This is a genomic window from Nostoc sp. FACHB-133 (assembly GCF_014698055.1).
In the GTDB taxonomy this organism is placed as follows: Bacteria; Cyanobacteriota; Cyanobacteriia; order Cyanobacteriales; family Nostocaceae; genus Nostoc.
The window spans coordinates 1-22,727 of sequence record NZ_JACJSH010000044.1 but is presented as its reverse complement, the minus strand read 5'-3'; the positions used below and the strand labels follow the sequence as shown (position 1 = coordinate 22,727).

Below are 22,727 nucleotides of genomic sequence, written 5' to 3'. Positions count from 1 at the left end.
GAACAAACAAATGTTAATACTAAGGAGTAAGCACTGTGACAGATTTGAGTAACGACAATGCAGAATTAGCTGATGAAGAAATTTCAGAAGAAGAAGATCAAGAAGAAAAAGTTACTTTCCAATATGATCCTGATAAAATTAACATTGTAACTAGGGAACCAACAATAGAGTTATTGCTTAAAAGAATCAATGAAGAAGCCCTTGATTTAGCACCTGATTTCCAACGTCATGCGGATATATGGAAAGAAGATGCCCAAAGCAGGCTTATAGAATCTATTATTATCCGCATTCCCATACCAGCATTTTATATAGATGCTACTAATGAAGATAAATGGTTAGTAGTCGATGGATTACAGCGTCTATTTGCACTAAAGCGCTTTATTCTCGACAAGAAACTCAAACTATCTGGATTAGAATATCTTACAAATCTGGAAGGTCAAACCTTCGATCAAATTGAACGCAGGTACCAACGTCGTCTTGAAGAAACTCAACTAACAGTATATTTAATCGAAAAAGGCACACCTCCAGAAATTAAATATAATATTTTCAAACGTATTAATACAGGAGGTCTAGCTTTATCACCTCAAGAATTACGCCATGCTCTTAATCCTGGTAAGGGAACAAAGTTTTTAACTAAACTTGCTGCATATCCAAAATTTCAACAGGTAGTGAAACTTGGAGATAAGCGGATAATGCGTATGGATGATCGGGAATTTATACTAGGTTTCTTAGCCTTTACTTTGACTTCTTATAAAGATTATGCCGACAATAGAGATACCTTTTTAACTAAAGCACTATCTAAGACAAATAAACTCTCTGAAACTGAGCTATATGACATTGAAAATAATTTTAAAATAACAATTCTAGCTAATTGGAACATCTTTGGCAAAGATGCATTTCGGAAAATATCTCATTCTCAGAAAAGACAGTTTCCTATAAATAAAGCTCTATTTGAATCTTGGTCAGTACTTCTCAGCCAATTGACTGAGGATCAAATACAAATTCTAATAGATAGAAAACAAAAATTGATTGATATATTCAAGACATATATTGACAATGACAAAGATTTTTTAGAATCTATATCTCAGGCTGCTGAGAAAGTGCAGTATAGATTTAGTACTATAGAAAAAATAATTCAGGAAGTACTTCTATGATTGATTACTTGATACTCACAAATTTTAAGCCTTTTCAAAATCAACCCCTTACATTTAGGCCACTTACCCTTTTATCTGGACTTAACAGTACTGGTAAGTCTTCTGTTTTACAAGCATTATTATTATTAAGGCAATCTTATCAAAAAGGTTTATTGTCAGAAAAAGGCTTAGTACTCAATGGAGATTTGATTAATATTGGTACAGCTAAAGATGCGATTTTTGAAGGCGCATCTAAACAAGAACAACTAGTATTTGAAATACTTTGGAAAAATGGGACAAAAAGTATATGGAAATTTAAAAATGAAGAAGAAGATATAGGAGCTAATTTTTTATATTTGACTTCGGAGTATGTAGATGACCAATTATATCACTTATCCAGTCTTTTTAATCAAAATTTTCATTACATTGAGGCAGAGCGTATAGGGCCAAGAGCATTTAATCAAATGTCATATGACAAAGTTCAATTACTTGGAACGCTGGGCGCTAGATGTGAATATACATTACATTTTCTTGCAGTCAATGAGAATAAAATTATTGCTCATCAAAAGTTAAGTCATCCTAATGTAAAAAGTTCACAGCCACAATACGACGATCCAGAGGAAAAATCACTAGCTTTAATAGATCAAGTAGAAGCATGGATGGGAGAAATTAGCCCAGGTACACGTATAAGGATAAAATCAAATCCAGACATGGATTTGATAAATTTGCAATGCGGGTATGGAGATAGCAACCCTTACCGTGCAACTAATGTTGGCTTCGGAATTACCTACACTTTACCAATCATAGTAGCTATACTCGCTTCAGAACCTGATACACTAATTCTAGTTGAAAACCCAGAAGCTCATCTTCATCCCAGAGGACAAGCAAAAATGGGTGAATTGTTAGCACTGGCTGCTAGTTGTGGTGTTCAAGTGGTGATAGAAACTCATAGCGATCATGTTTTAAACGGAATTCGTCTTGCTGTTCATGACGGTAAAATTAAGCCAGAAGATGTGCAATTACATTACTTTCAACGTCGAGAAAAACAAGGACAGGCTCAGACAAATGTAGTATCACCTCACATTGATAGGGACGGTAGAATTGACCGATGGCCTGATGGGTTTTTCGATGAATGGGAAAAAAGCTTAGATGCTTTGTTAGAACCTGTGGCGGGAGATTAGAGTGTGGAGTTTGATTTAATATTAAATGAATTATCTCTGCGAAATCTAGCTCCAAATGAGCAAATAGCACAACAATGGATGTCTGAGTTAATTAGAACCATTAAAGCCTTTACAGCACAAGGTGTTAAGGTGAGTCTTCGTTCTAAAGAACATTTTCATACAATCATGTTGGCTCCTAATTATCCTTTACGTCGTTGGTTAAATGAGGCAGATCAATTAGAACGAGGCTTCATAAAAGCTCTTGCTATTAAAGCGCCTTTATCACTAGATTTATCAAATTCAGCTATTCAAGATATTGAAAATAATTCGGGATTATGTGAATTTTATTATCAGGATGAACTAGTAATTGGACTTGGTATTGCTCATTTACTTGATGCAGTAGGCGTAAGCTTTCTATCTGACAAATGCTGGAATTTAAGCCGCTTAGAAATCGAGGCTATACAAATTAATCAAGATGGAGAGATAGTAAAAGAAACTTTAGAAATTTTTCATGCAAGCCGCGCTCACCATGTACATGAACACGTAGAATGGATAAAAAACCGCATTCGTACCGGAGTATTGGATGGCGATGATCTTTGGGATAGAAGAGAAGAATTGTTTCCTAACTTAGAATTTTGTAATGCTGTTGGTAAACAGTTAACAAATATCCGTGCTAGACAATTAGAATTACAATCTGTTGTCAAAATATTGTTTGAGCTTCAAAACTGTTGCAAAAACTGGAAGACTGGAGCATTTAATGTAGAAGGTTATGCTCTTGATGAGTCTGGAGAAAGTGAAGCAACATTGAATAATTATGGCAAACAAAGAACTTTTCTTTGTCCTGATGGCAAAGAACGTTTATTTGAACGGCATATCAAATTGAGATTTTGCAACTGGCGAATTCATTTCTTTCCAAGAGAACCAGGAACAATTATTATTGGCTATGTTGGTCGCCATCTTCCAACAGTGAAGTATAGAACTTAACAGAAATATTGCGATCGCCCTTCTCCCTTCTTCCACTGCTAAACTAAATAAACAACCCTTACTCCTGCAAAGGTAGCCTTATGACCTCTGCAACCGACCCATCCATCGCGCTGACCCCGTTCCCAGACCATACGCAGCTACCAGAGTCTGATGGTACATTCGTGAAAAACTTTCAGGAACATCCCCAAAGCATTCTCCTAACGGACTCTATTAAACCAATATTACAAAAACGTCATCCTGATGGACAATACTGTATTGGTCAAGATAGCGGTATCTACTGGCGCATCACTGACCCCCCAGAAAAAGGCGCAGAAGCACCAGACTGGTTCTATGTAGGGAATGTACCACCTACTCTGGATGGACAAACGCGCAGGTCTTATGTATTATGGCGAGAGTTTATTGCCCCATGATTGCATTAGAATTTGTCTCTGGTGATGGTAGTGAGGAGCGAGATAAAACTCCTTGGAAAGGGAAATTTTGGATTTATGAGCAAGGTGATTCGTCCTCCCTTCTACGGCATTTATGAAGTGAATAAAGCCAGCGTAGAAGTTTATGAATTAATTGGGGGACAATATCAGTTATTAACAGCAAATGAACGCGGACATTATGCCATAAATCCTTTAGGAGTTGAGTTAGGAATTTGGCAGGGACAATATTACAATATGGAATTACCTTGGCTACGCTAGTGGGATTTGCAAGGTAATTTGTTATTGACTGGTGAGGAAAGAGCCGATCGCCTAACTGCTCAATTGCGATCGCTAGGTATCGAACCAGAAGCCTAATATGGCAAGAGTTTCTGATAGATGCCAATCACTTAATTAACCGGAGCTTTATTGCTTAAAATTTTCCGGTGGCCCCACATTGGCAATTTCATAACCAGTGAGATAGCTGGGGATAGGAGAGTCAATATAAAAATTAGGGTGATTCCGAGGTGGGAATAACCGGATTAATCTGGCTCGGATTTTTAGTAGACTTACCATAGCCGATCGCAACAATGGCGAGGGATAGGGAAAACCAAAGGCATCGAGCATTGTGTCATCCAGTAAAGCGTAGATACCTGGTTTGATGAAAGAACGCATCCACGAAGGAAACCAACTCAAAAATAAATCGCGTGTAGCTTCCCCAACTCGACGATTTGTATCTGAATAGCGAAAATTTTGGCGTTCGTAGTCAAGGTTATAGCGCTCGAATTCTTCGTAGGTTTCAGGGATATTCTGAATCTGCATTTGCTTACCTACTTCTCGCCAGAAGTAAAAAGACGCTAATTTTTCTTGTTCGCACATCAGCCGCCAACCAAACTGCACATTCCAGCGGATAGGCTCGAAAATGAAAGTTGAAAGTACATACAGGAAATCACCGTTGTCAATCTTGAAGCGTCCGTGGAGTGTATTCATGCGTTGTAGGGCTTCTTTGCCACGGGTGCTATCATAACCCCACTTAATCATCTCTCCAACAATTATTGACGTATCATCGTAGCGTTTTTGCGGACAATGGGTAAATTCTCCTGTATGATTCAGCAATTTAGAAATACTAGGAACGCAATAAGTTCGCATCAAAGCAACTTCGAGCGATCGCGTCATATCCCAGGGAAACTCATAGCCATTCATTAAGTGATAAATTCGGCAATGATCTTCCACTGGGTCAAGTTGCTGAATTAGGTGAAGGTTTTGATAGCGATTGAGAAGCATCTAAAATTTCTCTGTATCAATTCAGTTATTTATTCACATCCAGCAACCGCGAAGTTTCTAACCGACTCATCCACTTTTCTAAATAAATTCGATTACCTTTTTCCTCATTTGGATCTTTAGTATCTAAAGGATAAGGCATCAGTCCCAAAATCGTTGCTGTGGTAACACAAAACATCGATTTTTGGAAACTCATACAAATTTGTACCCGCAAATCATCTTCACCCCGAAGACTGCGACGATAAATTTCGTGCAAATACTCTGGAAGATAATGACGCATATCCTGCATCAACAAGGTGGGAGGAATACCCGCGCCGCCAATGGGCAAAGGATCGGCATACAATGCACCATATTGAAATCGCGTTTGATCTGGGGGAATTTGATACCCTTGGGCGTTGTATGAAACTGTACCGTGGAAAGGAGTTCCCCGAAAGAATACTGCTTCTACATAAGGTATTGCTGTATCTGCTAAGAAGGTCAAACCAACGCTTTTAGGAATGATTTCATAGACTTCACCTCGTATTTTGACAGCGTATGTAATTGGGTTCGATGCATTTGCCACTAACCCTGCTTTAATATGTTCTACAACTTCGGAAATCGATTTTATTTTGCCTTGGTCATAGAGGTCTGATAAGCTGAGAAAAATATCAGCCATGACTCGCCAAAATTGACCTAAACCTGTGTAGTAAGCAGAGACACGCAATTGTTCTGTTAAGAAATCTGGAAACAGTTGGTTAATACCCGAAATTAAGGGATTATTTTTAAATTTTGCGGCGATAACGGCTTGCGCTCTTTCTTTAAATTCTGTTGTATCTAAATATGTATCTAGTCCACCACCACCGTGCCACATCATGGCTTTCATACAATATTCGGCATACTCAAAATTAATTCGATTATGCCACCAGTGGCGGAGTAATTTCTCAACAGAAACCTCTCCATTAAAGTATTTAAAAAATGGGAAAAATATTAAAAACTGATGCTCGGCAATATAGTTAAGATTTTTTGAGTAGGCATCTAAAACTACACCATAGCTTTTAAGAATACCAACTACTTCTAATACATTTTCTGGGCTATTGGGGAGTAATGCTTCTCCTTTTTGCAGTCGTTCAATATACTCAGCTAAGGGATTGTGAGCCGCTTTCTTTTTAATAGTTACCATTACCATCTCTCCAAAAAGTATAGGGATTGGGGCATTGGGATTGGGGCATTGGGCATGGGGCATGGGGCATTGGTTATTTCCTCTGCCCACTGTCCCTCTGCTTCTTAAAAATCCCTAATCCCCAGTCCCCATTGCTTTCTCCAAGGACACTGCTACTACTACATTTTGGCTATTCACCATTGCTGTAATTGTTGGTTCAGTCCAGCGTGCTAACCAAGCGGGTTGAATGCCGAAAATCACAATCAGCACAGCTAAAATTGCTGCTGGGGCGCGATCGCTCCAATACACACGTGGTAAGTTAGTAACTTGTGCAGACAAGCGGCCAAAAAAGGCCCGGTCAAGGAGTATGAGGAAGTAAACCGCAGTTAAGCCAGTACCAAGCATTGAGAGTAGAGTTTGCACTGGAAAAACTGGGAAACTGCCACGAAAAATGATGAATTCGGAAATAAACCCTACCATTCCTGGTATTCCAGCACTGGCCATCACTCCCAAAACCATTAGGCTACCAATTACAGGCATACCCCGTTCTGGGTTCAGCAATCCTTGGAGAACATCTAAATCTCGGCTTCCGGCTTTTTTATACACAACCCCTACCAACAAAAACAGCATAGCGGAAATTAAGCCGTGGCTAATCATCTGCATTACAGCACCTAACACGCTTAATGGTGTAGCCGCCGCCGTCGCTAACAGCACATAGCCCATGTGTCCAATGGAACTGTATGCTACCATTTTTTTCATATCGGTTTGAGCGATCGCGCAGGATGCACCATACAGTACACTCACCACTGCCCAAGTCGCTAACCAAGGAGCCACATAAGCCCAAGCTTCTGGTAACAAGTTCATACCAAACCGCAGTAAGCCGTAAGTTCCCAACTTCAACAACACCCCAGCCAACAACACCGAAATTGGTGTAGAAGCTTCAACGTGAGCATCTGGCAACCAAGTATGAAACGGAACTAAGGGAATTTTAATCCCGAAACCGATCAAAATCCCCGCTAGCAGTAAAAGCTGTGTTGCTAAGGGTAAAGTCGTAGCGTTTAAGGTTGCTAGTGCAAAGCTAGAGGAACCACTTAGCCAAACCATGCCGAGGAAACTTGCTAAAATTAAGATTCCTGAAACGGCGGTATAAATAAGAAATTTTGTAGCCGCATAACCCCGCTTTTCCCCACCCCAAATAGCTATCAACAGATATAGCGGAATTAGTTCCAATTCATAAAACAGGAAAAATAACAGTAAATCCTGTGCCAGAAATGCTCCAGTCACGCCAGCGCTTAATAATAGGATCAAAGAGTAATAAAATTTAGGACGCTGTAGAGATTCATCGCTACTGTAGATGGCAATACAAGTTAACAGTCCATTCAAAACCAGCAGTGGCAAAGATAAACCATCGATTCCGAGGTTATAGTTTAAACCTAAGACATCTATCCAAGGTACAGACTCAGCAAACTGTTGAGTGATTTCTCCTGGATGAAACTGAATTGCTAGTACGATTGTCCACAAGAAAGCAATGGTGGCAAAGACCAAAGCTACCCCACGGGCAAATTTCCCATTGATACCAGAGGGCGAGAAACCAATTAAAGCTGCACCGATTAACGGCACTAGAATTAAAACACTAAGCATAAGCAGATATGGAATGGGGAATGGGGAATGGGAAATTGGGAATGGGGAATGGGGGAGAATTTTCCCTATGACAAATGACCAATCACCAATACTTCTCTACGAGAGGCTGCGCCGACGACTATGCTCAGTACAAGTGACAAATGACAAATGACAATCCCCACTAAATTTGTGCCAACATCTTTAAAAAGGCAATTTATCTAGTAAACCCGATGACCAGCCGATGAAGAAAACCAGGACGCTGACAACTGCGAGGATGGTCAACATATAGCCCTGAGATTGCCCAGAAATGCTGTACTTTAAAGTTTGTCCACCAAAAATTGTCGCAAACCCAACTAAGTTTACTAGACCATCGACTAAATAGCGATCGCTCCAAGCAGAAATTCTAGATAGCAGTGCGACTGCACTCACCACCGTTACGCGATAAACTCGGTCAATATAAAAATCATAACCTAATAAGTCTTGCACAAATCTCCACGCCAAGAATCTCGATCTTGACCAAGCTTTGTGCAGATGAACTGTAGAACCTATAACTACTCCCAGCACAGTAGAAGCAAACAACGCTAATGCTACATACCAATTAATACTTTCCCAATCTGGTAGTAAGTACCATTGCTGTAACATCAAAGGCAAAAGTAAAGTCAAGACTGTAAGAGTCACCATCGGGAAGGCCATTTGCCAACCAACTTCTGGCGTGCGTCGGGTCTTTTGTTGTGGTTTTCCCCAGAAGACTAATCTGAATACTCTAGTTAAGTTCAATGCTGTCAAGCCATTGACCAATAATAAAACCCCAATCACCCAAGGGCTAATATTCACAAAACCGTCAGCCCATCCTAGCATTGCCCAGAAGCTTCCCAATGGTAGAAGCGTTACCATGCCCGCCGAACCGACAATAAAGGCGGTGGTGGTGGCTGGCATCCGTGACCAAAGTCCGCCCATTTCTGTTAAGTCTTGGCTTTGGGTAGTTAAGATGACTGAACCGGAACTCATAAATAATAATGCTTTAGCGATCGCATGAGTTAACAGCAACATCAGCGCTACACCCCCTTGCTGTAACCCCACTGCTAAAAACACTAACCCCATGTATGCACTGGTGGAATGAGATAGCGATCGCTTAATGTCAATCTGAGCTATAGATACTAATGTCGCCCCAATTGACGTTACTGTACCCATGATTACCAAAGCATTCAAGGCAACTGGCGACAGTGCTAACAATGGTTGAAATTTATACAGTAAATAAGCACCACCAGCGACTACCAGCGAGTTTCGCATTACCGAAGCAGGATTGGGCCCTTCCATCGCCTCATCTAACCACAGGTGCAGTGGGAATTGGGCACATTTTCCAGCCGGCCCAGCAATTAACGCCAACCCCAGCAATGTTGATGTGACTGGGCTTAAATTAGCTGTTTGCGCCCACTCATATAAATCCGAAAAATTCAAACTACCGGACAAGGTGGAAAGTGTCACCACAGCCATCAGCAGCAACAAGTCTCCTACCCGTTTAGTCCAAAACGCATCTCGCGCCGCCGTCACTACTAGCGGTTGAGCATACCAGAATCCCACTAGCAAGTAAGTCGAAAGTGTCAGAACTTCTAAAAGGGCATAGCTGAGAAACAAAGAATCGCTGATTGCTAGACCAGTCAACGCTGCTTCAAAAAATCCTAGCAACGCAAAAAAACGCGCCAGCGACCAGTCCTTTTCCATGTAACCCAGAGCGTAAACTTGTGCCAGTAAGCTTAAACCTGTAATTAAAACTGTTGCCCCAATACTGACTGGTGAGAGTTCCAAGCTAAAAGATAAGTCTAAATCAGCAGCTTTAAACCACGACACCAGTAAATTTTCTGGTTCTCTATCCCAGATATTTTTAAATACAAATAGACTATGGACAAAGGCCACAACAGTTGTCAACAAGTTTATGTATGCCGCAGGTCTTGGCCCTGTTCGCTGAATTATTCCTATTCCCCAGGGCAACGTCAAAATTGCGCCTAGTAAGCTATATAAAGGCACAAACCAACTTGTTGAAAATAGAAATTGATCCATTTAAATTTACCTTTATGACTCAGCCTTTATTTTAAAAAATCTTTCAAACAATTATTTATTTAAAAAATAAATTTAGTAAAATATCAACATTTTTTTACTATTGTTTAAACTAAATTATCCAAAGTATTTTTACTTTACTTTCCCCTACTAAACTTTGATAAAATATAACTTTACATACGCAAAAGCATTTACTTGCCTTAACCTCATCTCTGTTTTTACATTTGTATTTCTACTTTGAGCAGAGTAATTTATACGATATATTTGAAAAGATTATATGCTTTTCACCTAGTCGTTGTACATCCAGCAAAATTCGAGGAAAGATAGATACAGTAAAAGATACAGCCGCCGCTCTTCCCTCGCCAGATAGAATTAGTCTTGGTTATGAATGTCGTTTTGTAAATGTGATAAAGAAATTATAAAGCATAAGTGGCTGCTCAAGTAATTCAGTAAACTTTAATTGCTCAAAAGCCTAGATAAATATTTGTTAAGTTTTTTAAAACTTTCTTATCATAAACTATTATAGTAATTTATATTGCCAGGAACGCCAAGCTTTCCTATGCTTAATTTGGAAGTGTTTTCTTAGCTATAAGATCAGGCTCTCCCCGTCAAAAAATTCAAACGACAGTACAGATTGCATTAATTTTGTAGGAGTTCTGCGATGCCAATTGCAGTTGGAATGATTGAAACGAAAGGCTTTCCAGCAGTAGTGGAAGCTGCTGATGCGATGGTGAAAGCCGCCCGTGTCACCTTAGTAGGGTATGAAAAAATTGGTAGCGCTCGCGTCACCGTGATAGTTCGGGGAGATGTATCGGAAGTGCAAGCTTCTGTAGCTGCTGGGGTTGAAGCGGCAAAAAGAGTATTTGGTGGTGAAGTGTTGTCCACTCACATCATTGCTCGTCCTCACGAGAACCTGGAATACGTCTTGCCGATTCGTTACACCGAAGCTGTGGAACAGTTCCGTACCTAAAAGCTGTTTAAACAAAGTAATTAACGCTCTTTGCTTTTTTGAGCATCACTTTTGTCCAAGTCTAAAACTTTAAATAGGGATTAAAACTAATGTCAATTGCAGTGGGAATGGTTGAAACGCTGGGCTTTCCAGCAGTAGTGGAAGCTGCTGATGCGATGGTGAAAGCTGCTCGTGTGACTCTAGTCGGTTATGAAAAAATCGGCAGTGGTCGAGTTACAGTAATTGTCCGGGGTGACGTTTCGGAAGTGCAAGCTTCCGTAGCCGCAGGTGTGGAATCAGTGAAGCGAGTCAATGGTGGACAAGTGCTGTCTACTCACATCATTGCTCGTCCTCACGAAAACTTGGAATACGTCCTACCAATTCGTTATACAGAAGACGTAGAGCAATTCCGGGAAAATGTGAACGCAATTCGTCCTTTCGGTAGAAGACCGTAATTTGTAATGCAAGTCGCCAAAGTTCGCGGCACAGTAGTTAGCACCCAAAAAGATCCAAGTCTCAGAGGTGTGAAACTACTGTTGTTACAATTTGTAGATGAAGACGGAAACATCCTCCCACAATATGAGGTAGCAGCAGATAGTGTGGGAGCAGGTGTAGATGAGTGGGTACTTGTCAGTCGTGGCAGTGTTGCTCGTCAAGTTATTGGCAACGAACAGCGACCACTAGATGCAGTGGTAGTGGCGATCATAGATACAATTTATGTTGAAGATCGCATGATTTACAGCAAAAAAGATCAATATCGATAGTCATTTAGTCATTGGTCATTGGTCATTGGTCATTAGTGAATAACAAAGGACAAATGACAACGGACAAATGACTTATGACAATATAGGAGGAATCTCGCAATGGCAGTCCGCAGCACGGCAGCACCCCCAACTCCGTGGTCAAGGAATTTAGCTGAACCCAAAATCCATCAAACTGCTTTTGTACATTCATTCTCCAATCTGATTGGGGATGTACGAATAGGTGCAAATGTAATCGTTGCTCCGGGGACTACGATTAGAGCGGATGAAGGAACACCTTTTTATCTTGGTGAAAACACCAATATTCAAGATGGTGTGGTCATTCATGGGTTAGAGCAAGGTCGAGTAATTGGTGATGACCAAGAGAAATACTCGGTATGGGTAGGTAAAAATGCTTGCATTACCCACATGGCTCTAATTCACGGGCCAGCTTATGTAGGCGATAATTCCTTCATTGGCTTTCGCTCTACAGTGTTTAATGCCAGGGTAGGTGCAGGTTGCATCGTGATGATGCACGCTTTGATTCAAGACGTAGAAATTCCCCCAGGTAAATATGTACCTTCGGGAGCGGTAATTACTAGCCAGCAGCAAGCTGACCGCTTGCCAGATGTGCAAGATCAAGATAAGGAATTTGCTCATCATGTGGTTGGGATTAATCAGGCGCTACGAGCTGGTTATCTTTGTGCTGCGGATAGCAAATGTATAGCACCCATTCGGGATGAGAACGCTAAATCTTATACAGGTAATGGTATTACTGTTTTAGAGTTGGAAAGGAGTAGTGAAGTGGCGAGCAATAGCTTGGGTGCAGAAACAATAGAGCAGTTGCGCTATCTATTGGAACAAGGATATAAGATTGGTACAGAACACGTAGACCAGAGAAGGTTCCGCACGGGTTCTTGGACAAGTTGCCAACCAATTGAACCGAGATCCATCGGTGAAGCGATCGCAGCATTAGAAAGCTGTGTAAGTGACCATAGCGGCGAATATGTCCGCCTTTTTGGTATTGACAAAGATAGACGACGTGTGTTAGAAAGCATCATCCAACGCCCGGATGGTGATTTTAAACCAGCTACCAATTTTAAGGCTCCGGCTAGTAGTCATAGCAATGGCAGCTACAGCAGTAATGGTAATGGTAACGGTAACGGCTCTAGCAGTGGCAAAGTCAATGGCGAAACTGTAGAGCAAATCCGCCAACTTTTGGCAGGTGGTTACAAAATTGGCATGGAACACGTAGACGAGCGCCGTTTCCGTACTGGTTCCTGGACTAGCTGCAAGCCAATTGAAGCAACTTCCATAAATCAAGTAATTTCCGGCTTGGAAGAATGTATACAAAGCCATCAAGGCGAGTATGTGCGTTTAATCGGCATTGATACCAAAGCTAAACGGCGGATATTAGAAACGATTATCCAACGTCCAAATGGTCAAGTAGCCTCCTCTGGTAGTCAGAAATCATCATTCACTAGCAGTGGAAGCTCTGGAAGTGCTACGGCAACAGCTACCAGTAACCGTTTGAGTACTGAAGTAGTAGACCAACTCCGGCAATTACTGGCTGGTGGGTATAAGATTAGCCTTGAACACGTAGACGAACGACGGTTCCGTACAGGTTCTTGGACTAGTACTGGTCAAATTCAAGCCTCCTCAGAAAGAGAAGCGATCGCAGCCGTAGAAGGGCACCTTGGTGAATACCAAGGGAAATATGTGCGCTTAATTGGTATTGACCCCAAAGCCAAGCGTCGGGTATTAGAAACAATTATCCAACGTCCAAATGGCCAAGTAGCCTCCTCTGGCAGTCAGAAATCATTTACTAGCAGTGCGCCTTCTGCTACAGCTACAGCTACAGCTACAGCTACGAGTACCCGCTTGAGTGCTGAAGTTGTAGGCCAACTCCGACAATTATTGGCTGGCGGCTCTAAAATTAGCCTTGAACACGTAGACCAACGGCGGTTCCGTACAGGTTCCTGGACGAGTACCGGTCAGATCCAAGCCTCCTCAGAAAGAGAAGCGATCGCCGCCGTAGAAGGATACCTTGGCGAATACCAAGGGGAATATGTGCGCTTAATTGGTATTGACCCCAAAGCCAAGCGTCGGGTATTAGAAACGATTATCCAAAGACCATAGTAGGTACTGGGGACTGGGGAATGGGGAATGGGTAATGGGAAATAGGGCATTGGGAATTAATCAATAACTCTGCCTCCCCTGCTCCCCCTGCCTCCCCTGCCTCCCCTGCTCCCCCTGCTCCCCCTGCTCCTCATCCCCACTCCGGCTTCCGAGGTTAAAATTTTCATGTCTGTGCTGTCACTGCGCCTCAGCAATAATTTTGATTCTTACATTAGTGGTGAGGTGACTATTCATCCAAGCGCAGTACTTGCACCTGGGGTGATCCTTCAAGCGGCTGAAAACAGCAAGATCATCATTGGGCCAGGGGTCTGTATTGGCATGGGAGCCATTCTCCAAGTCCATGAAGGAACCCTAGAGGTAGAAGCGGGGGCAAACCTGGGAGCCGGTTTTTTGATGGTTGGCAAGGGCAAAATTGGAGCAAATGCTTGTATTGGTTCAGCAACAACAGTTTTTAACTATTCAGTTGAACCTGGACAAGTAGTTCCACCTGGATCGATTTTAGGAGACACCAGTCGGCAAATTGCTCAAACAAAGCAGCAGGAACCATCCACGAATAACCCTACGGCTACAAGTGCGCCACCGCAGAAGGAAGAAGAAAATGGCTCAGGGGAAGTTAAGGAAAAGGTAACTTCCTCAACTAACTTCTCAGCTGCGGCTTTTGTGGATTTCAAACAAAATAAGTCGATTTCTTACTTTAAATCTCCCGCCACTCCTGAAAGTCAGCCTCCTACCGTGGAGGAACCAGCCAAGGATGCTGAACCCCCCTTGCAAGAACCCACCCAAGAGCCTACAAAACCTGACTCAGACCCCAATCAGCTAACTACAGAATCCCCTAACGGTTTCGGGACTCAGATTTATGGACAAGGGAGCATAAGCAGACTGTTGACTACATTGTTTCCTCATAGACAATCCTTAAGCAACCCAAACTCTGACGATTAGTCCGAGTAAGTGTTAATTGTAAGTTGTAGGCTTTGTGATTATCTGGGAAAGTTCAAATGGAAACATCTAATCAACGGTCGATGAAAGCCATCGAAGGAACGAGTCATCGAGACACCTTCCAGGATACTGCTTTAGGTTTAGTTTCTACCCGCAGCTTTCCAGCAATAGTTGGGACGGCGGATATGATGCTGAAATCAGCAGGAGTTCACCTAGTTGGGTATGAAAAAATAGGTGGCGGATATTGTACTGCGATCGTCCGGGGTGGAATTGCTGACGTGCGTCTAGCTGTAGAATCTGGTGTGCAAACAGCTGAACAGTTTGGTCAGTTAGTTTCTAGCTTAGTGATTCCTCGGCCTTATCCTAATTTAGATATAGTACTTCCCATCACAACCCGTTTTACTAAATTGATGGAAGAGGGTAATTCTAGCCGTCTGAGTAATCAAGCAATTGGTTTGGTAGAAACACGAGGATTTCCAGCGATGGTAGGCGCGTGTGATGCCATGCTCAAAGCTGCTGATGTTCATTTAGCAGCCTACGAAAAAATTGGTGGGGGTTTGTGTACAGCCATTATTCGTGGTTCCGTAGCAAATGTGGCGGTAGCAGTGGAAGCGGGAATGTTTGAAGCAGAACGCATTGGGGAATTAAATGCAGTAATGGTAATTCCCCGACCACTAGACGAAATGGAGCAAACTTTACCATTAGCAAGCTGCTGGATAGAAACACAGCAGCCTTTAAACTTGCCAGTGAACATTAAAGAACAAGTTGCCGAAATAGAAGTGCTAAGATTACCAGATTTAACTAAACTACCTACAAAAATTGCAGAAGTTGTAGAAGAATTATGGAATGATGAATGATGATAGATGAATTTGGGAAAATCATCATTCATCAGGAAGTGGAAGGAATCTTACGCTTTTCTTGTTGTTTTGATAATAGCTTCTTCAATCTATAAATAAAATACCTTTATTTTAATAGAAGTAATAGAGTTTTATCTATAATAAAACTCGTAAATTTCTATTGGTATTGCTATACCATTTGCAACTGTTCAGTTAATACTAGTTTTATATCGATGAATAACTATATAGAGGAGAACCAGCTTTGAAACAAGCGACGCTGCACCAGTTAAAGGTATTCGAGGCTGCGGCACGGCACAGTAGCTTTACGCGGGCTGCTGAGGAATTGTTTCTCACCCAACCTACCGTTTCTATGCAGATTAAGCAACTCACAAAATCGGTAGGGTTGCCATTATTTGAGCAAGTAGGAAAGCGGTTGTATCTCACCGAGGCAGGACGAGAATTATTTGCCACTTGTCGACAGATTTTTGAAAATATAGCCCAGTATGAAATGAAGGTGGCAGATTTAAAAGGGCTAAAACAGGGACAATTACGCTTGGCAGTGATTACAACAGCAAAATATTTTATCCCACGTTTGTTAGGGCCGTTTTGCGAACTTTATCCAGGGATTGATATCTCTCTACAAGTAACCAATCACGAACAAATTTTGGAACGGATGAGTCAAAATCTGGACGACTTGTATATTATGAGTCAAGTCCCAGACAATATGGATGTGAATTGTGAGGCATTTTTAGAAAATCCATTGATCGTCTTTGCACCGCTTAATCATCCGTTATCCAAGGAAAAGAATATTCCGATCCAACGCCTATCTAACCAACCTTTTATTATGCGAGAACCAGGTTCAGGAACTCGTCGCGCCGTCCAAAGCCTATTTGAAGAACAAGGGGTGACAGTAAAAGTCAAGCTGGAATTGGGAAGTAACGAAGCAATTAAACAAGCGATCGCAGGTGGTTTAGGAATTTCGGTTTTATCTCGTCATACTTTACTATTAGACGCTTCAGATTTTAGTATTTTAGATGTCCAACACTTTCCCATTCAGCGAAATTGGTACATGGTTTACCCCGCAGGCAAGCAGCTATCTATCGTCGCTCGTGCCTATTATGACTATCTCCTGGCTGCGGCAAGGAATTTTGTAGATCAAAACACTGAAACCACTTCCAGTACACTTGAACCAACTCCCGGGTAATTCATAATTACGAATTACGAATTACCCAAAGGGGTTGACTCTTAGACCGGCAACCATTGACAATTAACCAGCAGAATCAATTAAAAATGGGGGAAAACTGGCAATGGTTAACCCGGAAATACCATCTTTGCGCAAAACAGTACAAAGCGAGATTGTAGCTGTTACAGTTTATGCTGACAGAGCATTGGTTACACGGCGGGGTGTAGTTGATTTAACAGGAACTGAACAGGAATTAGTAGTTACCTCAGTGCCAGAGACTCTAGAAACTGAGTCTATCAGGGTTAGCGGTACAGGGACAGTGGCAGTGCGTTTGATGGGAGTGAGTAGCGATCGCATTTATACCACTGAACCAGTGGCAGAGCGAGTTGCACATTTAACAAGGCAAATTGAGCAGTTAGAAGCAGAAAAACGCCACCTGCAAGCCCAAGTAGATGCTTTAGTATTACAGTCTAGTTTTATCGCCGGGTTACGTGAAAAAACAGAAGAACCCTTTGCCCAAAGTTTGTCTCGGAAAAATCTTAGCCTGAGCGAAACTTTGGATTTTTTGAACTTTATTGGAAGCCAGTATAGTGAATATGCGATCGCATCTGGAGAGTGCAAAACCCAACAGCAGGAATTAGACAAAGAACTGCAAGCACTCCGCACCTCATTGCAAAAAATTCAAACACCCCATCCTAAAGAGAGTTTGAGCATAGTTGTGGGAGTTGAAGTTGCAGGTGAAGGTAAATTTGAATTAGAGGTATCTTACATAGTAAATCGCGCTAGTTGGACTCCGCTTTATGACTTGCGCTTTAGCACTACCAGCGATATTGTGCATCTGGGCTACCTTGCAGAAATCACTCAAAGTAGTGGCGAAGATTGGATTGGTGCAGATCTCACCCTTTCTACCGCTAAACCGGGATTAGGTACTCTCCCACCTAAACTTGAACCCTGGTATATTGATGCGCCACGTCCACAAATGTTACGACAACGACGATTTGCTGCTCAACCACCACTGCTCCCTAGCATAGCAGAACCGCCTGCTTCTGCTGCCAGAGCAGATTGGCAAGAAGAAGACGAAGGTGCAGATGATGTTCTTATCCCAGCAGAAACCGTTACAGCAGAAGTATCCAAAGAAGGGAGTGTAGTTACCTTTAAATTGAATGGTGGTGGTAACATTCCCAGTGATGGCGCACCCCATAAAACGACAATTTTTAATGACGATTATCCTTGTAACTTTGATTATGTGGCAATGCCGCGTTTGGTAAGTTTTGCTTATCTGCAAGCAAATGTAAAAAATAATCCCAATGGTGCGACTTTGTTACCAGGAAAAGCGAATATTTTCCGCAACAATGTTTTTATCGGGACAACTCAGTTAGAGAATATTGCACCAGGACAAGAATTCAAACTGAATTTAGGGATGGATGAAGGTTTGAAAATTGAGCGCGATTTAGTTGAACGCCTGGTAGACAAAAGATTGATTAGCAACCAGCGCCGAATTACTTATAGTTATCGGTTGATAATTACGAACTTACTCGACAAAGAAGTAAATCTGAAAGTAACTGAACAATTACCAGTTAGCCGCAACGAGCAAATTAAAGTGCGCCTCAGCCGTAGTAACCCACAAATTCAACTGGGTGAAATGGGCATTTTAGAATGGCAGTTAACTCTTCCAGCACAAGAACAAAGAGAGATATATTACCAGTTTAATGTTGAACATCCGCCTGACTTAATGGTAGTTGGATTAGATATTTAGAATTGAGATAAGCGTTGAGCAGAATGCAATAACTCTGGTTTGGAAACTCAGGAGTCAGTCATCTTAGAGGATGTTTGAAAAGTCTTATTCTTGGTAGCAAAACGTTTTAGATCCCCCTAAATCCACACCACATGCTCCACTACAGCGCTTCGCGCATCCTGCGGCGGGGGAGACCCCAAGACCGCAGTGGCTCCCCTTAAAAAGGGGGACTTTGATTCCGATTCCCACTTTTTCTGTTATGTGGTGGTGCGTTAGGTATTTAAATTATATTTTTCGTAATCAAAAATATCGAAATATGCGCCTAACATACCCTACATAAATTTTATTTTTACTTTATAAAAAATCTCTTATAGCAGTTTCCAAGTTAATACAAGTTTGAAAAAACTACCAAAACGGTTAAGCATTTTGAACTCAGAATTTGGTTTGGGGAAAAGGTTAAAGGGGAAGGGTTAAAGGTTTTTTATTTCCCTTTTCCTTTTCCCCTTAACCGAAAAGTATTGCATTAGATATGTTATGGGTACAAGCTCTTGAACATTTACAGCCGATTTATGTTTTCTAATAAATATTTTTTAATTGTGCTGTATTTAATAATTACTGTTTGCAAAATAGTTTTTGATATTAAAAACTAACTTATTAACTGTTTCTTAATGTTTTCTTAAAAGCCAAATTTTACTATTAGGTTTCTGAAATTTTGCTGACAGTATACTGATGAAATTATCAAGACGTAACTTCTTTACATTGGCTGGTGCAAGTGCTGTCGGTGTTACGATGCTTTCTCCTCTGGAAGCCTTATATGCAAGACGTGCTAATGGCCAAGTTGTAGGATTAACTGCTGGTTACGGCCCAATAGCACCAAAGATGCCAGAAAATGCAGATGAACTTGTTGGACTAGTTCGTGGTGGAATTAACTTGGGCACTACTCCTCTGCTAGAACTTCCCCCCGGTTTTAACTACACCGCAATATCGATTACTGGGCAACCCATGGATGATGGAAGAATAGTGCCAGGTGCCCATGATGGTATGGCCGCCTTTCCTGGTCCTAAAAACACTACAATTCTGGTGCGAAATCACGAGCTAAGTCCTAGTTCTAATGGAATCAATGTTTTACCTCGATATGACCAGATTGGAGGAGGTACAACGACGATTGTTGTTGGCCCTAACCGCCGGGTGAGAAAGCAATTTGTTTCTCTAGGGGGGACTATACGCAATTGTGCTGGAGGCCAGACTCCTTGGGATTCCTGGATTAGCTGTGAAGAAAATCTGACTCTTCCTGCACCGGGTGGAGCTACGAAAAAGCATGGCTATAACTTTGAGGTTCCGGCAACAGATGACATTCAGGTTGCCGAGCCGATTCCCCTTGTGGCAATGGGCCGCTTTAACCATGAAGCTGTCGCAGTTGATCCGGAAAGTGGATGGATCTATCAAACTGAAGATGACGGCAATAGCTGCTTCTATCGCTTCCGTCCTAATGTCCGTCCTACTAAATATGGCGACCTTCAGACTAGTGGTGGAGTGCTTGAGGCCCTAGCTATAAAAGGAATGTTTAAAGTTGATACCGGCACGAATTTTATTCAGTATAAAAACCAACCATTGGAAGTTGAATGGGTGAAGATTGATAATGTTGATCCCGCTACCAATAGCACCGCCACTTCAGTACGGGTTCAGGGGCAAAATAAGGGTGCAGCTATCTTTAGGCGGGGTGAGGGTGCTAAGTATGGCAACGGCGGCTTGATCTACTTTACCTGTACTAGCGGTGGCAATGCAGGACAAGGGCAGGTTTTTGCTTATAAACCCAACAATAATGATCCTAACAGTGGTACTATCACCCTGATTGTAGAGTCTCCCGCAGAGGATATACTGAATTTCCCCGACAATATTACCGTGGCTCCCTTTGGAGATCTCTTCTTGTGCGAAGACGGTAGCAATACTGAATTCGTGATTGGCGTTACCCCCGAAGGCGATCTTTATCGGTTTGCAGCAAATGCTATTAACGGCAGTGAATTCGCAGGTGCTTGCTTCTCACCTGATGGCCATACAATGTTTGTCAATATTCAAGACCCTGGAATTACCTGTGCGATTTGGGGCCCTTGGAGCAGAAACCGAGCATAAGGTTTAGTTACATCTAAGTGATTTGATAACTTGCAGGGTACTCCAGTTTATTCTCGGAGTAGCCCTGTTTTTAGTAGATTTTGGGTGAGATTGCAAGAATGCATATAAAACAATATGTGGACGAGATCATGATCGAACGGTTTTTAGAGATAGCATCTACGCTCTTCACTGCTAGGCTAAACTTATAGTGCTTCTATGTCTGTGGCCCTTTTTTACTCCTGGTGGATAACTAATTTCGACACCACAAGAAGTTGCACAATAAGAGAAACAACGTAGCGATCGCTTGGCAGCAAAACTGCGAGAATTAAATATAGATCCAGATACTATTTAAGCTCCTCGCTGTCTTGCTTGTGCCTATTAACATCAGTGTTATGGATCTTCAGGAAAAACCCATTTTGGCGGTTCCGTCATTTTTTTCCGCAGACGTTCTTGTGCCAATTCCAACATTTTGTCTAGGGGAGTATCTTCAATAAATTTTGCGGCCGCCTCTCTATACTCGATATTCGGACATTTATCCCCTAAAACACACCCGTTAACACAGGCGACAGCACAGTTAATCTTTTGCTCCACAGTAAATTCCTCTCTCTAAAACTTATAAGTTATAAAGTTGTGAGTTCTAATATTCACCCCAAACTCTTTACTATCAGGCATTAACCTCTAAGTAAATTTTACCTTGCCAGTTGCTATCCTATTAGTCTAAACACCTACCATTTAGAAAGTTATCAGTTATGAGTTATGATTTTGACTCCTAACTTTTCACTCTTATGAAGGGCACTCATGTCAGAAGTTTTTGCTACTACTGGAACTATCGCTGCGATCGCAACTGCTGTTGTCCCCCAACAGGGTAGTGTTGGTATTGTGCGGGTATCCGGTTCTGAAGCAATGGCTCTAGCCCAAACTCTTTTTCACGCACCAGGGCGACAAGTTTGGGAAACTCACCAGATTCTCTACGGTTATATTCGTCATCCTCAAACGCGACAGTTGGTAGATGAAGCCCTATTGCTGATTATGAAAGCACCTCGTTCTTACACCCGTGAAGATGTAGTGGAATTCCATTGCCACGGGGGAATTATGGCAGTGCAACAGGTATTACAACTGTGTTTAGAAAACGGTGCAAGATTAGCGCAACCAGGAGAATTTACCCTCCGCGCCTTTTTGAATGGGCGATTGGATCTAACTCAAGCCGAAGGTATTGCTGATTTAGTGGGAGCTAAATCACCTCAAGCTGCCCAAACTGCCTTAGCTGGTTTACAGGGAAAATTAGCTCATCCGATTCGGCAGTTACGCGCTAACTGTCTAGATATTTTGGCAGAAATCGAAGCTCGAATCGATTTTGAAGAAGACTTACCGCCGTTGGATGATAAAGCAATAATATCAGAAATCGAGAAAATTGCCGCCGAAATAACGAGGTTATTGGCAACCAAAGACAAAGGTGAGTTGCTACGCGCAGGTTTAAAAGTGGCAATTGTGGGACGGCCAAACGTGGGTAAGTCGAGCTTATTGAATGCTTGGAGTCGGAGCGATCGCGCCATTGTTACAGACTTACCTGGTACAACCCGCGATGTGGTTGAATCCCAGCTAGTTGTCGGGGGAATTCCCGTACAAGTGCTAGATACAGCCGGGATTCGGGAAACAACAGATCAAGTGGAAAAAATTGGTGTGGAGCGATCGCGTCGTGCCGCCAATGCAGCTGATTTAGTCTTGCTTACCATCGATGCTTCAGCAGGTTGGACAGAAGGCGATCAAGAAATTTACGAACAAGTACAACACCATCCATTAATTCTAGTCATTAACAAAATCGACTTAGTAGAAGAAAGCGAAAGAAAAACTCTTCAATCTCAAATACCCAATCCAAAATCTAAAATTGTCACAGCAGCAGCTCAAAATCAAGGTATTGATGCTTTAGAAGTAGCAATTTTAGAGTTAGTCAAAGCAGAAGAAGTCCAAGCAGCTGACATGGATTTAGCCATTAATCAAAGGCAAGCAGCAGCTTTAACTCAAGCTAAAATATCTTTGGAAGAAGTACAAACAACAATTGTCCAGCAGCTCCCTCTAGATTTTTGGACAATTGACTTACGCGGTGCAATTCAAGCACTGGGAGAGATTACTGGAGAAGAAGTAACAGAATCAGTTTTGGATAGGATTTTTAACAAGTTTTGCATTGGTAAATAAACCCCAACTATTCTGTTTTTGGTAATCTTAGTAGCGACTGTCTTAAAAGTCAAGCGATCGTGAACAAAAAACCGGGACTGTGAACATTGACGCAACAGGGGAACGCTGCGCTAGATTCGGTGGTGGCTGGTA

General features: G+C 41.9%; 18 protein-coding genes and 2 pseudogenes. 15 read left to right on the top strand and 5 right to left on the bottom strand.

Going from position 1 to position 22,727, the window contains the following annotated elements; all coding sequences use genetic code 11:
• Positions 1-35 precede the first annotated feature (35 nt).
• The 4 genes and pseudogenes from H6G86_RS27160 to H6G86_RS27145 all read left to right on the top strand — a co-directional run bounded on the left by H6G86_RS27160 (position 36) and on the right by H6G86_RS27145 (position 4,059).
• Entirely contained in the window at positions 36-1,154 is a 1,119-nt protein-coding gene (locus H6G86_RS27160; RefSeq protein WP_190936921.1) for a DUF262 domain-containing protein, read from the top strand.
• Positions 1,151-2,314, top strand: a complete 1,164-nt coding sequence (locus H6G86_RS27155) for a DUF3696 domain-containing protein (RefSeq protein ID WP_190936920.1) — start codon at positions 1,151-1,153, stop codon at positions 2,312-2,314. Before H6G86_RS27160 ends, H6G86_RS27155 begins: the two co-directional genes overlap by 4 nt.
• A 3-nt stretch (positions 2,315-2,317) precedes the next feature.
• Positions 2,318-3,277, top strand: coding sequence for a hypothetical protein (locus H6G86_RS27150; RefSeq protein ID WP_190936919.1), 960 nt, complete (start codon positions 2,318-2,320; stop codon positions 3,275-3,277).
• A gap of 80 nt (positions 3,278-3,357) precedes the next feature.
• Positions 3,358-4,059: pseudogene (locus H6G86_RS27145) on the top strand (Uma2 family endonuclease).
• Positions 4,060-4,107: 48 nt separating this feature from the next.
• On the opposite strand, the gene H6G86_RS27140 reads toward H6G86_RS27145, so the two are convergent.
• The 4 genes from H6G86_RS27140 to H6G86_RS27125 form a co-directional block, all read right to left on the bottom strand.
• Positions 4,108-4,965, bottom strand: coding sequence for an oxygenase MpaB family protein (locus tag H6G86_RS27140; RefSeq protein ID WP_190936918.1), 858 nt, complete (start codon positions 4,963-4,965; stop codon positions 4,108-4,110).
• 25 nt (positions 4,966-4,990) lie between these two features.
• A complete protein-coding gene (cupB, locus tag H6G86_RS27135; protein ID WP_190936917.1) occupies positions 4,991-6,121 on the bottom strand; it encodes a CO2 hydration protein CupB in 1,131 nt (376 codons plus the stop codon).
• Between the two features lie 114 nt (positions 6,122-6,235).
• Positions 6,236-7,741, bottom strand: coding sequence for an NADH-quinone oxidoreductase subunit M (locus tag H6G86_RS27130; RefSeq protein WP_190936916.1), 1,506 nt, complete (start codon positions 7,739-7,741; stop codon positions 6,236-6,238).
• A 180-nt stretch (positions 7,742-7,921) separates the two neighbouring features.
• A complete protein-coding gene (locus H6G86_RS27125) occupies positions 7,922-9,778 on the bottom strand; it encodes an NAD(P)H-quinone oxidoreductase subunit F (RefSeq protein WP_190936915.1) in 1,857 nt (618 codons plus the stop codon).
• 658 nt (positions 9,779-10,436) lie between these two features.
• On the opposite strand from H6G86_RS27125, the gene H6G86_RS27120 reads away from it, so the two are divergent.
• The 10 genes and pseudogenes from H6G86_RS27120 (at position 10,437) to H6G86_RS27080 (ending at position 20,423) form a co-directional block, all read left to right on the top strand.
• Complete coding sequence (locus tag H6G86_RS27120) at positions 10,437-10,745, top strand: carbon dioxide-concentrating mechanism protein CcmK (protein ID WP_012410633.1); 309 nt, start codon at positions 10,437-10,439, stop codon at positions 10,743-10,745.
• Positions 10,746-10,834: 89 nt separating this feature from the next.
• Positions 10,835-11,179: a carbon dioxide-concentrating mechanism protein CcmK gene (locus tag H6G86_RS27115; protein ID WP_010995041.1), complete on the top strand. Its 345-nt coding sequence runs from the start codon at positions 10,835-10,837 to the stop codon at positions 11,177-11,179.
• A gap of 6 nt (positions 11,180-11,185) precedes the next feature.
• Positions 11,186-11,488: a beta-carboxysome shell vertex protein CcmL gene (gene ccmL / locus H6G86_RS27110; protein ID WP_012410634.1), complete on the top strand. Its 303-nt coding sequence runs from the start codon at positions 11,186-11,188 to the stop codon at positions 11,486-11,488.
• A gap of 99 nt (positions 11,489-11,587) precedes the next feature.
• Positions 11,588-13,249: pseudogene (gene ccmM, locus H6G86_RS27105) on the top strand (beta-carboxysome scaffolding protein CcmM); the annotation flags it as partial.
• A gap of 96 nt (positions 13,250-13,345) precedes the next feature.
• The gene (locus H6G86_RS38920) at positions 13,346-13,603 is read left to right on the top strand and encodes a RuBisCO small subunit-like domain-containing protein (protein ID WP_242064997.1); all 258 of its coding nucleotides are present in this window, start codon (positions 13,346-13,348) and stop codon (positions 13,601-13,603) included.
• 165 nt (positions 13,604-13,768) lie between these two features.
• Positions 13,769-14,542: a beta-carboxysome scaffolding protein CcmN gene (gene ccmN, locus H6G86_RS27100; RefSeq protein ID WP_190936913.1), complete on the top strand. Its 774-nt coding sequence runs from the start codon at positions 13,769-13,771 to the stop codon at positions 14,540-14,542.
• Positions 14,543-14,598: 56 nt separating this feature from the next.
• Positions 14,599-15,396, top strand: coding sequence for a beta-carboxysome assembly protein CcmO (ccmO, locus tag H6G86_RS27095; protein WP_114082839.1), 798 nt, complete (start codon positions 14,599-14,601; stop codon positions 15,394-15,396).
• A gap of 241 nt (positions 15,397-15,637) precedes the next feature.
• Positions 15,638-16,579, top strand: a complete 942-nt coding sequence (locus H6G86_RS27090) for a LysR family transcriptional regulator (protein WP_190936912.1) — start codon at positions 15,638-15,640, stop codon at positions 16,577-16,579.
• Positions 16,580-16,682: 103 nt separating this feature from the next.
• Positions 16,683-18,314 carry a mucoidy inhibitor MuiA family protein gene (locus tag H6G86_RS27085; RefSeq protein WP_190936911.1) on the top strand — a complete coding sequence of 544 codons (1,632 nt, stop codon included), beginning with the start codon at positions 16,683-16,685 and terminating at the stop codon, positions 18,312-18,314.
• A gap of 708 nt (positions 18,315-19,022) precedes the next feature.
• A complete protein-coding gene (locus H6G86_RS27080) occupies positions 19,023-20,423 on the top strand; it encodes an alkaline phosphatase PhoX (RefSeq protein ID WP_190936910.1) in 1,401 nt (466 codons plus the stop codon).
• Positions 20,424-20,792: 369 nt separating this feature from the next.
• On the opposite strand, the gene H6G86_RS27075 is transcribed toward H6G86_RS27080, so the two are convergent.
• On the bottom strand, positions 20,793-20,993 hold the full coding sequence (locus tag H6G86_RS27075) for a hypothetical protein (protein WP_114082835.1): 201 nt from the start codon (positions 20,991-20,993) through the stop codon (positions 20,793-20,795).
• A 207-nt stretch (positions 20,994-21,200) separates the two neighbouring features.
• Here H6G86_RS27075 and mnmE point away from each other — a divergent pair, with 207 nt between their 5' ends.
• Entirely contained in the window at positions 21,201-22,595 is a 1,395-nt protein-coding gene (gene mnmE / locus H6G86_RS27070) for a tRNA uridine-5-carboxymethylaminomethyl(34) synthesis GTPase MnmE (RefSeq protein WP_190936909.1), read from the top strand.
• Positions 22,596-22,727 lie beyond the last annotated feature (132 nt).

Excerpts from the sequence above, each read along its gene's own strand:
- mnmE (WP_190936909.1), top strand. The coding sequence starts at position 21,201 with ATGTCAGAAGTTTTTGCTACTACTGGAACTATCGCTGCGATCGCAACT.
- ccmN (WP_190936913.1), top strand. The coding sequence starts at position 13,769 with ATGTCTGTGCTGTCACTGCGCCTCAGCAATAATTTTGATTCTTACATT.
- H6G86_RS27130 (WP_190936916.1), bottom strand. The coding sequence starts at position 7,741 with ATGCTTAGTGTTTTAATTCTAGTGCCGTTAATCGGTGCAGCTTTAATT.
- H6G86_RS27125 (WP_190936915.1), bottom strand. The coding sequence starts at position 9,778 with ATGGATCAATTTCTATTTTCAACAAGTTGGTTTGTGCCTTTATATAGC.
- H6G86_RS27115 (WP_010995041.1), top strand. The coding sequence starts at position 10,835 with ATGTCAATTGCAGTGGGAATGGTTGAAACGCTGGGCTTTCCAGCAGTA.
- ccmL (WP_012410634.1), top strand. The coding sequence starts at position 11,186 with ATGCAAGTCGCCAAAGTTCGCGGCACAGTAGTTAGCACCCAAAAAGAT.
- H6G86_RS27080 (WP_190936910.1), top strand. The coding sequence starts at position 19,023 with ATGAAATTATCAAGACGTAACTTCTTTACATTGGCTGGTGCAAGTGCT.
- H6G86_RS27155 (WP_190936920.1), top strand. The coding sequence starts at position 1,151 with ATGATTGATTACTTGATACTCACAAATTTTAAGCCTTTTCAAAATCAA.
- H6G86_RS27140 (WP_190936918.1), bottom strand. The coding sequence starts at position 4,965 with ATGCTTCTCAATCGCTATCAAAACCTTCACCTAATTCAGCAACTTGAC.
- H6G86_RS27120 (WP_012410633.1), top strand. The coding sequence starts at position 10,437 with ATGCCAATTGCAGTTGGAATGATTGAAACGAAAGGCTTTCCAGCAGTA.
- ccmO (WP_114082839.1), top strand. The coding sequence starts at position 14,599 with ATGGAAACATCTAATCAACGGTCGATGAAAGCCATCGAAGGAACGAGT.
- cupB (WP_190936917.1), bottom strand. The coding sequence starts at position 6,121 with ATGGTAACTATTAAAAAGAAAGCGGCTCACAATCCCTTAGCTGAGTAT.
- H6G86_RS27085 (WP_190936911.1), top strand. The coding sequence starts at position 16,683 with ATGGTTAACCCGGAAATACCATCTTTGCGCAAAACAGTACAAAGCGAG.